We start from the raw sequence: 11,815 nt of genomic DNA on the forward strand, positions 1-11,815 counted from the left end.
CACCTTCATTTCACCCTTTCATCCTGGCCGACTCCGCACACGGGCGGACATCCTCCATTACCCAATATCGTTCTGGATTCCGCGGTGTCATGACCCACGATCCATCGCCATCGCCACAGCCCTAGCCCTAGCCCTAGCCCTAGCCCTAGCCCTAGCCCTAGCCATAGCCATAGCCATAGCCATAGCCATAGCCATAGCCCGCAGCATGTAAACATAAATATGATGATATGATAATGCCCTTATCATGTTCTGCTCATTTCCTGCTAATTTCATGCACCCATGAATACGCGCATGCCCCAGGGATACATCGGCAGGCCGGCAAGCCTGGATCCCTTCCGATCCGGCGCCAGGACTAGGGCATCAATCACAAGAAGGAAGCCGCCGCGATGATGCAGCCGCCGCTCATCCACGCCGCGCTGCTGGCGGTCGCGGGCTGGCTCCTCATCGCGCTGCTGGGGCTGGCCGCACTGCGCCGCACGCGCGTGGTGGCGCACGTGCTGTTTCCGCTGGGTGCGGCCTGCGGGCTGGCGCTGTGCGCGCTGGGCCTGGCCGGCATGTTCAGCCCAGCCCAGCGCATGGTGCTGCCCCTGGGCCTGCCGGGGCTGCCCTTCCACCTGCGCCTGGACAGTCTTTCCGCCTATTTCCTGACAGTACTCGGCATGGTCGGTACCGGCGTCAGCATTTTCTCGGCGGGCTATTTCCGCAAGGGCGAAGGCACGCCGCCGGGGCTGCTGTGCTTCGAATACCACGTCTGCCTGGCCAGCATGGCTCTGGTGCTGCTGGCCGACGATGCCTACAGCTTCATGGTGTGCTGGGAAACGATGACCATATCGGCGGTGTTCCTGGTCATGGCCAACCACCGCAGCGCCGAGACACGCCGGGCCGCCTTCCTGTATTTCCTGATCTCGCACGTTGGCGCACTGGCGCTGCTGCTGTGCTTCGGCCTGCTGCAGGTGCATTCGGGCGACTACGCCTTCGACGCCCTGCGGGCGCAGCATCCGCCGGCCACCTGGGCCTCGGCCGCGTTCCTGCTGGCGCTGTTCGGCTTCGGCACCAAGGCGGGCCTCTTCCCCCTGCATGTCTGGCTGCCCGAGGCGCATCCGGCCGCCCCCTCGCCAGTGTCCGCCGTGCTCAGCGGCTTCGTCCTGAAGACCGCGCTGTACGGCATGCTGCGCGTCGCTTTCGACCTGCTGCACATACAGATATGGTGGTGGGGCGTGGTCGCGCTGGTACTGGGGCTGGCCACCGCCCTGCTGGGGGTGGTGTTCAGCACCATCCAGACTGACATGAAGCGGCTGCTGGCCTATTCATCGGTGGACAATATCGGGCTGATGTTCGTCAGCCTAGGGCTGGCGCTGCTGTTTCGCGCCTACGGCATGAATACCCTGGCGGCGCTGGCCGTCACGGTGCTGCTCTATCAGGTGGCCAGCCACGCCGCTTTCAAGAGCCTGTTGTTCCTTGCCACCGGGTCGGTGCTGCACGCCACGGGCGAGCGCAACCTCGGGCGCCTGGGCGGGCTGATCCGCTACATGCCGTGGGTTGCCTGCGCCGCGCTGGTCGGGACACTGGCCTGCGCCGGACTGCCGCCGCTGAGCGGCTTCGTGTCCGAGTGGCTGCTGCTGCAAAGCTTCCTGTTCACCACCGGCCTGCCGAATACCTTCCTGAACATGGCCGTGCCGGTAGTGGCCGCGCTGATTGCATTGGTGGCGGCGCTGGCGGGCTATGCCATGGTGAAGTTCTTCGGCATTGTCTTCCTGGGCCAGCCGCGCGAAGCCAGGCTGGCCCGGGCCCATGACGCGGGTCTTTGGGAGCGCGCCGGCTTTGCCTGGTTCGCGGCCTTGTGCGCACTGCTCGGCCTGCTGCCCACACCCATCATCGGACTGCTGGATCGCGTGACGCACCAACTGGTGGGTGCGGGCATCGGCCAGGCGGCGGCCGAACGCGGCTGGCTGATGCTTGCGCCGCTGAATCCGGCACGGGCCAGCTACATGCCGGCGGTGTTCCTGCTGTTCCTGCTGGCCTGCGGCGCGCTGGCCTGGGCGGCCATGCATCGCAAGGGCCGCGCGGCCCAGCGCCGCTCGGCGCCCTGGGCCTGCGGCTACCCGGATTTCAACGCGCGCATGCAAGACACGGCCGAAGGTTTCGGGCAGCCGATCCGGCGGGTATTCGAGCCGCTGTTCGACATGCGCCGCCACTTGCCCTCGCCGTTCGACACCCGGCCAGAATACCGCGTCAGCGTGAGCGACCGCAGCTGGGCCCTGATCTACGACCCGATCGCGCGGCTGACGATGCGCGCGGCAGCCTGGGCGGGCAAGCTGCAGGCGGGGCGCATTGCCGTGTACCTGGCCTATAGTTTCGCGGTTCTGATCGCCCTGCTGCTGTGGGTGCGTCAATGATGGCCGCCGTCTACGCCTGGGCTTCGCAAGTGCTGGAGATCCTGCTGGCGCTGGCCGCCGCGCCGCTGCTTACCGGCTGGGTCAACATCTGCCGCGCGCGCCTGCAGAACCGCGGCGCGCCCAGCATCTGGCAGCCCTACCGGATGCTGCGCAAACTGTTTCGCAAGGAATCGGTGCTGGCCGAACACGCCAGCCCCGTGTTCCGTGCCGTTCCTTATGTGGTGTGGGCATGCATGCTGCTGGCCTGCGCCATCATCCCCACGCTGTCGACCGACCTGCCGCTGTCGCCGGCCGCCGACACGATCGCGCTGGTGGGGCTGTTCGCCCTGGCCCGCGTGGCCATTTCCCTGGCCGCCATGGACGTGGGCACGGCCTTCGGCATGCTGGGCGCAAGGCGCGAGATGCTGGTCGGCTTCCTGGCCGAGCCGGCATTGCTGATGGTGCTGTTCTCGGCATCGCTGATCACGCAATCCACGCAGTTCGCGCACATCGTCGCCGCGCTGAACCACAGCGAGCTGGCCATCTACCCCAGCCTGGCCTTCGCCGGGCTCGCCTTCACCATGGTGTCGCTGGCCGAGAACGCGCGCATGCCGATCGACAATCCGGCCACGCACCTGGAACTGACCATGATCCACGAGGCGCTGCTGCTGGAATATTCGGGCCGGCACCTGGCGCTGCTGGAATGGGCCGCCAGCCTGAAACTCTACGCCTATTCCTGCATCGGCCTGGCGCTGTTCGTGCCCTGGGGCATCGCCGAGGCGCATCAGCCTCTAGCCCTGCTGCTGGCGCTGCCGCTGCTGTGCCTGAAGCTGCTGGCGGGCGGAGCCGCGCTGGCCGTGATCGAAACGCTCAATGCCAAGCTGCGGCTGTTCCGCATTCCCGAGTTCCTGACCACGGCCTTCCTGCTGGCGGTAATAGGCATGCTCACCCACTTCCTGCTGGGGGCGTGAATGCACGACTACACCACCCAGATCATCAATCTGCTGGCCGCCATCCTGCTGATGCTGTCGTTCGCGATGCTGGGCCAGCGCCGCACGCTGTCGCTGATCCATCTGTACACCCTGCAGGGATTGGCACTGGCCGGCGCCAACCTGGTGCTGAGCCACGCCACCGGCGATCTGCATCTGTACCTGTCGGCACTGCTGACCTTGGCGCTCAAGGCCGGACTGATCCCGTGGATACTGTACAAACTGGTGCGCCGGCTCGATGTGCGCGGCGACGTCGAGCCGCTGCTGAACATCCCGGCCACCCTGCTGCTGGGCATCGTGCTGGTGATCGTGGCCTTCAACGTCGCCGCGCCGATAAGCATGCTGTCCACTTCGGTGGCGCGCGCCGCGCTGGGCATCGCGCTGGCCTGCGTGCTGCTGTCGTTCATGATGATGATCACGCGCGCCCGCGCGGTGCCGCAGGTGATCGGCTTCCTGTCGATGGAGAACGGCCTGCTGTTCGCCGCCTCGGCGGCCACCAACGGCATGCCCGTGGCCGTGGAACTCGGCATCGGCCTGGACGTGCTGGTCGGCATACTGATATTGGGCGTATTCATGTTCCAGATCCGCGAGCAATTCGACAGCCTGGACATCCGCCACCTCGAGAAGCTCAAAGATGACTGACGCCTGCGCCCTGCTTCTGGTATTGGGCGTCCCGCTGGCAGCGGGCGGATGCCTGGCGCTGGCGGGCCATCGCCGCCGCGCGCCCGAATTCAATATCGCATGCAGCTTCCTGACCCTGTGCGCCGCCTTGCTGCTGGCGGCGCAGACTGCAAGGCACGGCCCTACGCTGCTGCTGGGCCAGCTGTTCTTCATCGACCCTCTGAATGTGTTCCTGGTGTGCCTGACCGCCTTCGTGGGCTGGACCACGGCGCTGTTCTCGCGGCCCTATATGCGCATCGAACTCGACCGCGGCCGCATGACCCTGGCGCGCATGCGCCTGTACCACAGCATGTACCAGCTGTTTCTGTTCGCCATGCTGCTGGCCCTGCTGACCAACAACCTGGGCATCCTCTGGGTGGCGATGGAAGCGGCCACCCTGGCCACGGTGCTGCTGGTAAGCGTATACCGCAGCCCCGCCAGCCTGGAAGCCGCCTGGAAGTACTTCATATTGTGCGGGGTCGGCATCGCGCAGGCGCTGTTCGGCACCATACTGCTGTACCTGGCGGCGGGGAAACAGCTGGCGGGCGCCGACGCACTGCTCTGGACCAGCCTGGACGCCGTCAAGAGCCACCTGGATCCGACGATAGTGGCGCTGGCCTTCGTGTTCCTGCTGGTGGGCTACGGCACCAAGGTCGGGTTGGTGCCGCTGCATAGCTGGCTGCCCGACGCCCACGCCGAAGGCCCCACGCCCATCTCGGCGGTATTGTCGGGCCTGCTGCTCAACGTCGCCCTGTATGCGGTGCTGCGCTGCAAAGTCCTGGCCGACGGCGCGCTCGGCAATGGCCTGCCGGGCCGCCTGCTGATCGGCTTCGGCCTGCTGTCGGTGGTCGTCGCCACCCTGTCGCTATTCCGCCAGAAAGACATCAAGCGGCTCTTCTCGTATTCGTCGATCGAGCACATGGGCCTCATTACCTTCGCCTTCGGGCTGGGCGGGCCCGCCGCTACTTTTGCCGGGCTGCTGCACATGACCGTGCACTCGCTGGTCAAGTCGGCCATCTTCTTCACCGTGGGCCACGCCGCCCAGAAGGCCGGCAGCCAGGCCATCGCCCATATCCGCGGCCTGCTGCGCATCAGCCCCACCGTAGGCTGGGGCATGGTGCTGGGCACGCTGGCCATTCTGGGCCTGCCGCCCTTCGGCGTGTTCGCCAGCGAATTCCTGATTCTGACCACCACCATGAACACGCTGCCGTGGGCCACGCCGCTGTTGCTGTGCACCCTGGCGGTGGCCTTCGCCGCCATTTTCCTGCCCGTGCAGGCCATGGTATTTGGCGATACGACGCTCAAGCCGCTGGAGCACAGGCCGGCGCTGCTGCCCGTATTCATTCACCTGGGCCTGGGCCTGGTGCTGGGGCTGTACATACCGCCCCAGCTGGCGGCCTGGTATACGCAGGCCGCGGCCATGGTCGCCGGCAATTAGGAGCCAGGCAGCATGCTCATCACAGACCTCGAACTCCCCGGCAGCATTCCCTTGGTGGCCGGCAGCGGCAATGCCGCAATCGTGGCAAGAGTCGACGACGCGCGCTGGCTGGAAGTGGCGCGCGCGGCGCGCGCCGCGGACATGCGCCTGCTGTCGCTATGGGGCTCCGAGGCGGCGGACGGCACTTGCACAATGCATGCCGCCTACGCGCTGCAGGACGGCTTGCTGTGGCTGCTGCTGCCGACGACGCGCGATGCCGGCTATCCCGACCTGTCGGCCACCTTTGCGTGCGCGGCACGCATGCAGCGCGCCGTCGCCGATCTGCTCGGCGTGGCGGCCGTGGGCGCTGCCGATACGCGGCCCTGGCTGAACCACGGCGGCTGGCCCGCCAACTACCATCCGCTGGCTCATGGCGCCACGGGCACCGAGCATTTCGGCCGCGGCACGGGCGACTACCCGTTCGTGCGCGTCGCCGGCGAAGGCGTGCACGAGGTCGCCGTAGGGCCCATACACGCCGGCATCATCGAGCCGGGCCATTTCCGCTTCTCGGTCGTCGGCGAGAAAGTCCTGCGCCTGGAAAAACGGCTTGGCTACGCGCACCGCGGCATCGAAAAACTATATGCAGGCATGCCGCCGCAACAGGGCCAGCACCTGGCAGGCCGCATCGCCGGCGACAGCACCGTGGCATTCACCTGGGCTTATTGCATGGCTCTGGAACAAGCCCTGGGCGTAGAAATTCCGCCACGCGCGCAATGGCTGCGCGCGCTGCTGCTGGAACGCGAACGCGTGGCCAACCACCTGGGGGATCTGGGCGCCCTGGGCAACGATGCGGGGTTGGGCTATGGGCTGGCCCGTTTCTCGCGCTTGAAGGAAGATTGGCTGCGCCTGCACGACCAAGTGTTCGGTCATCGCTACCTGATGGATCTGGTGGCGGCCGGCGGCATGGCCGCCGATGTCACGGCACAGGACGCCGACGCATTGCGCGGCCAATGTGCACAGATCGGTAAGCAGGTGCGCGAACTGCAAAAACTGTACGACGAGCACCCCGGCCTGCAAGACCGCTACGGCGGCACCGGCATACTCACGGCCGAGGTCGCGGCGCACTTCAGCGTCTGCGGCCCGGCCGCTCGGGCCAGCGGCCGCCCGGTCGACATACGCAGCGACCACCCCTGCCCGCCTTACCGCAACCTGGCCGTGCCGAAGATTACGGATACCCGCGGCGACGCGGCCGCACGCGTCGCCGTGCGCTTCGGCGAGACCTATGCCAGCCTGGGCCTGATCGAATCCATACTGGATGCCCTGCCCGGCGGCGACCTGGCCGCGCCGCTGCCCGATGCCGGCGCACCTTGCCGGGGACTGGGCTGGGTGGAAGGCTGGCGCGGCGACGTGCTGGTGGCGCTGCAGCTGGGCGCCGACGGGCGCATCGAACGCTGCCACTGCCACGATCCGTCCTGGCAGAACTGGCCCGCGGTGGAACACGCAGCCATCGGCAACATCATTGCCGACTTTCCGCTGATCAACAAATCGTTCAACCTGAACTATGCGGGGCACGATCTCTGATGTGGCAGATACTGAAACAGATCGCGGCCACGGGCACGCCCAGGGAAATCCGGAACCGGGAAATGGCGCTGGCCGCGGCCGATGAAGCCCGGCGGCAGGCCGGCCGGCCGGGCCAACCGGGTCAACCGGGTCAACTGGGTCAACCGAGTCAATCGGGTCAACCAGCTAAGTCAGGCCAACCGGGCCGCGCCGGCGTCGGCGCGGTGCCAGAACCCGAGGCCGTGGCGCGCGCCGAAGGCCACGGAATCCGCCAGGAAATCCTCGACCTGCTGGGCCGCGCGCTGTGCATACGCGTGATCGACTCGGGTTCGTGCAATGGCTGCGAGCTGGAAATCAATGCGCTCAGCAACCCCTACTACAACATCGAGGGCCTGGGCATCAAGCTGGTAGCCAGCCCGCGCCATGCCGACATGCTGCTGATCACCGGGCCGCTGACCGTGAACATGAGAGACGCGGTGCTGCGCGCCTACGAGGCGGCGCCGCATCCGAAGCTGGTGGTCGCCGCCGGCGCCTGCGCCTGCACGGGCGGCATGTTCAAGGACAGCTACGCGGTATGCGGCCCGCTGGCCCAGTGGCTGCCGGTGGATGTAACGGTGCCCGGCTGCCCGCCGCGTCCCGCCGAACTGCTGCAGGGCATCTTGACGGCGCTGCGCAGCGACCGCCTGTAGTAGCCTGTTTCCATTTCCAAACCACTACCTCCCCAGAAACGCGAAGGCCCCGCCTTTTGGCGGGGCCCTACTGCCGGTGTGGCAGTAACACCGCGGACGCGGTGCCAGAGGAGTCGCTCCTCGGGAGCGGCTGAGCTGCCACAGTGAGGGCAGTGAAGTAACGATAATCCCAACGCCCGCGGCTTGCAACTCCGGATAAATACTAGTACTAATTAGCTATCCGGTTAGGACAAACTTATCGGGATCAGCCTTGACGCACCGAACCGAAATCAGCTTGAAAGTTGCATCTACACTTGCGCACGCAGCTTGGCGGCGGCACGCGACGACGGCGCTATGCGGCCTGGCATTCCTGGCCGCGACGCTGTCGCTGACCGCTTGCTCCAGCCCGTCGGGCAACGGCCCCGCCTCGGCCTCGAGTTCGGGCGTGCAGTTCTACGGAACCATAGACACCGGGGTCGGCTACGAGAAAGTCTCGAACTGAGCAAAGGGCCGGCCCGGCGAATGTGAATCATGAATCAGCTCACGCCGGCGCCGCAGCGCCGGCCGGCATGGCTGGACAAGCAGAAGCATAAACAAGCCGCGCCCACGGGCTTGCGCCCGTGGGACACGGCAGGCCTCTTCCCCTTTTAAATCCTCAAATCTTCAAACCTTCACACCCAGGTATTTCTCGATGATGCTGCCTTCCTGCTGCAGCTGATCGGGCGTGCCTTCGTACACCATGTGACCGTTGTTGATGATGTAGCAGCGATGGGCGAAGGACAGGGCCGCGCGCACGTTCTGCTCGACGATGACGATGGTGTGGCCGGCGTCGGCCAGCCTGCGGCAGACTTGCATCAGGTCGCGCACGATCAGCGGCGCCAGGCCCTCGAACGGTTCGTCCAGCAGGATGATGCCGGCATTGCGAATCATGGCGCGGGCAATGGCCACCATCTGCTGCTCGCCGCCCGACAACTGCTTGCCGCGGTGGCGCCGCCGTTCGCCCAGCCGCGGAAAAGCCTCGTATACGGCGTCGATGGGCATGGGGTTCTCGGCCGTCATGGCCGCCAGCAGCAGGTTCTCGTGCACCGTAATCGAACCGAACACGCGCCGTTCCTCGGGCACCAGCTGTATGCCGCGGCGCGCCAGTTCGTGCGGCGCAAGATTCTGCACCTCGACACCTTTGTGGCGGATGATGCCGGTCTTGGGCTTGACCACCCCCATCAGGGATTTCAGGGTCGTGCTCTTGCCCGCGCCGTTGCGGCCCAGCAGAGCGACCACCTCGTTTTCCTCAACGCGCATCGACACGTCGAAGAGGATGTGGGAATCCCCGTAATAGCTGTTGATTTTTTCGACCTCAAGCAGACTCATGCTCGTCCATTCCTCCGAGGTATGCTGCCTGAACTGCGGGATCGGCACGGATCTCGTCCGGTGTGCCTTCCGCCAGCTTGCGGCCTTCATATAGTACGGTTATGCGTTCGGCCAGCTCGAACATGGCATCCATGTCGTGCTCGACGATGACCATGCTGCGGCCCTTGCGTATCGACTTGAGCAGCGCCACCACGTGCACACGCTCTTCGGGCCCGAGGCCCGCCAGGGGCTCGTCGAACAGCAGCACATTGGCGCCGGTCGCCAGGGCCAGGCCGATTTCCAGCCGGCGCTTCTCGCCGTAGGGCAGCTCGGACACCAGCGCATCGGCGCGGTGTGTCAGCCCCACCAGCTCGATGGCCGCGTCGACCTGCTCGTCGAGTTCGGGCACGCGATGCAGGCCGCGCAGCATGTCGGGCCTGAAACGGCCGCGGCTGCGCGCCAGCACCGGGATGATGGTGTTCTGGCGCACGGTCAGGTGCTCGAACAGCTGGTTGATCTGGTAGCTTTTGCTCATGCCCATCTGGCACACGGCGGTGACACCTATGCCGGTGATCTCGTCGCCGCGCAGGAACACCTGGCCGCGCGTGGTGGGCAGTTCGCCGGCCAGCATGCCGAAGAAGGTCGACTTGCCGGCGCCGTTGGGGCCGATCACGCCGCGCATTTCGCCTTCGGACAGCGAGAAGTCGACGTCGCTGACGGCAGTCAGGCCGCCATACTGCTTGGTGATGCCGCGCGCTTCCAGCACTGCCTTGCCTTCCCCGACAGACTTGGCCGGCACCAGCTTCAGCGCAGCGCCGCGGTCGCCGTGCTGGCCGGATTCGGCGGCGTCGCTACGCGACTTCTTGAACCATTGGACCCAGCCGGACAGAATCGCCCCGGCCACACCGTGCCGGAACAGGGTGATCAGCAGCACGAAGATCACGCCCAGGATCAGCTTCCAGTAAGCGCCCACGCCGGCGATGTTCTGCAGGCCCTGGTACAGGCCCAGCCAGATGCCGGCGCCCAGCAAGGGCCCGAGCAGCGTGCCCGCCCCGCCGATCACGGTCTGGATCACCAATTGTGCGGAAGTATCCAGCGCAAAGGCATCGGGCGGCATATAGGCCTGGAAGATGCCCAGCAGGCCGCCGGCCAGGCCGCCGTATGCGGCGGCAATCACGAACACACACAGCTTGTAGTGGTGGGCCGAATGGCCCAGCGCCACCGTGCGCCGCGGATTGCCCCGTATGGCCTTGAGCACCGCACCGAAGGGCGAGCGCACGATGCGCCGCGCCACCAGGTAGCCCAGGTAGAAGAACACCGCCACGAAGCAATACATGGGCCAGCCGCTGGAGATGTGCAGCGTGATGAAACCCAGGTTGATGACCGGCGGCGGCACGCCGGCGATGCCGTTCTCGCCACCCGTATAGGCCTTGAAAGAAGAGTTCTCCAGGAAGAAGAACATTTCGCCGAAAGCCAGCGTGCTCATGGCGAAATAGATGCCGGTGCGGCGCAGGGTCAGGTAGCCGATGACGAGGCCAGCCACGGTGGCCACCAGGGTGCCCACCAGCAGCGCCAGCAAGATGTGCGAAGTGGTGCTGGTGAGTATATAGGCCGTGACGAAGCCGCCCGTGCCGTAGAAGGCCGCCTGGCCGAAGGACAGCAGCCCGGTATAGCCGAACAGCAGGTCGAAGCCCAGGCCGAACAGGCCCCAGATCAGAACGCGGGTCAGCAGGTCGGCGCCTATGCCCAGGCTGGGCAGCACGAAGGGCGCCGCGATCAGGCACAGGCCCACCACCAGTTCGGGCACCTGCCTGCGCAGCACGGAGCCGGGACGATTGTGCGCGCTCATTCGCGGCCCTCCTGTCCCATGATGCCTTGGGGCCGGAAGATCAGCACCAGGGCCATTGCAACGAACAGCATCACATCGGAATATGCGGGATCGAACATGGAGGTAAGGCTGAGGATTTCGCCCGCGATGATGCCGCCTATGATGGCGCCAGGGAACGACCCGACCCCGCCAAGAACCACCACGACGAATGAATCTACCAGCACCCGGAAGCCCATGTCGGGTGCCAGGGTAACGATGGGCGCGTCGATCACGCCCGCGTATCCGGCGGCCATGGCGCCGATGCCGAATACCAGAAGGAAGATGCGCTTGACGTTGATGCCCAGGATATTGACCATGAGCGAGTCTTCAATGCCGGCGCGTACGATCAGGCCCAGGCTGGTGCGATACAGCACGAAATACAGCACTACCAGGGTGCCCGCCGATATCAGTAGCGCCTGCAGGCGGTACAGGGGATAGATCAGCGAACCTATGTGCACGATGCCCTGGCCCCACGAAGGCGTGGCCACCGACAAGCTGACGCCGCCGAAGATGCCGCGCACGATCTCGACCAGGATGATGCCTATGCCGAACGTAACCAGAATCTGGTCTTCGGGCGGACGCCCGTAATACAGCCGCACCAGGCCGCGCTCGATGATCAGGCCGATGATCAGGGCGACGACCGCGCCCACCACAATGGCCAGTACGAACGACTGGCTGGCGCCGTAGGCGACGTAGCCGGCATACGCCCCGACCACGAACAGGGCCCCGTGGGCGAAATTGACTACACCAAGCGTGCCGTAGATGATGGTCAAGCCAGTACTGATCAGCGCCAGCAGCAGGCCCGCGGCGAGCCCGTTGAATAGCTGCGATAAAAACAACGACATGCTAGGCATGCAGTTCCCCCTTCTTCCCTCTTGTATGCGGTATGCGGCGAGACCTCGCGGGCCGGGGCCCGCCCGCGGCCGCGGGGA

General features: G+C 65.9%; 10 protein-coding genes. 7 read left to right on the plus strand and 3 right to left on the minus strand.

Going from position 1 to position 11,815, the window contains the following annotated elements; all coding sequences use genetic code 11:
- The first annotated feature begins 386 nt into the window (after positions 1-386).
- The 7 genes from hyfB (at position 387) to CEY11_RS25255 (ending at position 8,171) form a co-directional block, all read left to right on the plus strand.
- Positions 387-2,396 carry a hydrogenase 4 subunit B gene (hyfB, locus tag CEY11_RS19995; protein ID WP_408608152.1) on the plus strand — a complete coding sequence of 670 codons (2,010 nt, stop codon included), beginning with the start codon at positions 387-389 and terminating at the stop codon, positions 2,394-2,396.
- Positions 2,396-3,346: a respiratory chain complex I subunit 1 family protein gene (locus tag CEY11_RS20000; RefSeq protein ID WP_088605309.1), complete on the plus strand. Its 951-nt coding sequence runs from the start codon at positions 2,396-2,398 to the stop codon at positions 3,344-3,346. Before hyfB ends, CEY11_RS20000 begins: the two co-directional genes overlap by 1 nt.
- Positions 3,347-4,006, plus strand: a complete 660-nt coding sequence (locus tag CEY11_RS20005; RefSeq protein ID WP_088605189.1) for a formate hydrogenlyase — start codon at positions 3,347-3,349, stop codon at positions 4,004-4,006. It begins immediately after the preceding gene.
- Positions 3,999-5,462 carry a hydrogenase 4 subunit F gene (locus CEY11_RS20010; protein ID WP_088605190.1) on the plus strand — a complete coding sequence of 488 codons (1,464 nt, stop codon included), beginning with the start codon at positions 3,999-4,001 and terminating at the stop codon, positions 5,460-5,462. Before CEY11_RS20005 ends, CEY11_RS20010 begins: the two co-directional genes overlap by 8 nt.
- A gap of 12 nt (positions 5,463-5,474) precedes the next feature.
- Positions 5,475-7,022: a hydrogenase large subunit gene (locus tag CEY11_RS20015; protein WP_088605191.1), complete on the plus strand. Its 1,548-nt coding sequence runs from the start codon at positions 5,475-5,477 to the stop codon at positions 7,020-7,022.
- Positions 7,023-7,225: 203 nt separating this feature from the next.
- Positions 7,226-7,690 (plus strand): NADH-quinone oxidoreductase subunit B family protein, encoded by a 465-nt coding sequence (locus CEY11_RS20020; RefSeq protein ID WP_088605192.1) that lies wholly within the window; start codon positions 7,226-7,228, stop codon positions 7,688-7,690.
- A 274-nt stretch (positions 7,691-7,964) separates the two neighbouring features.
- Positions 7,965-8,171: a hypothetical protein gene (locus CEY11_RS25255; protein WP_143322960.1), complete on the plus strand. Its 207-nt coding sequence runs from the start codon at positions 7,965-7,967 to the stop codon at positions 8,169-8,171.
- A 161-nt stretch (positions 8,172-8,332) separates the two neighbouring features.
- On the opposite strand, the gene CEY11_RS20025 is transcribed toward CEY11_RS25255, so the two are convergent.
- The 3 genes from CEY11_RS20025 to CEY11_RS20035 are packed head-to-tail and all read right to left on the minus strand — an operon-like array spanning position 8,333 to position 11,728.
- Positions 8,333-9,037, minus strand: coding sequence for an ABC transporter ATP-binding protein (locus CEY11_RS20025; protein WP_088605193.1), 705 nt, complete (start codon positions 9,035-9,037; stop codon positions 8,333-8,335).
- Positions 9,024-10,865, minus strand: coding sequence for a branched-chain amino acid ABC transporter ATP-binding protein/permease (locus tag CEY11_RS20030; RefSeq protein WP_088605194.1), 1,842 nt, complete (start codon positions 10,863-10,865; stop codon positions 9,024-9,026). The genes CEY11_RS20025 and CEY11_RS20030 overlap by 14 nt, the downstream gene beginning before the upstream one ends.
- On the minus strand, positions 10,862-11,728 hold the full coding sequence (locus tag CEY11_RS20035) for a branched-chain amino acid ABC transporter permease (RefSeq protein ID WP_233154995.1): 867 nt from the start codon (positions 11,726-11,728) through the stop codon (positions 10,862-10,864). The genes CEY11_RS20030 and CEY11_RS20035 overlap by 4 nt, the downstream gene beginning before the upstream one ends.
- Positions 11,729-11,815: the final 87 nt, after the last annotated feature.

The sequence above is a fragment of the Candidimonas nitroreducens genome (genome assembly GCF_002209565.1).
GTDB classification, from domain to species: Bacteria; Pseudomonadota; Gammaproteobacteria; order Burkholderiales; family Burkholderiaceae_B; genus Candidimonas; species Candidimonas nitroreducens.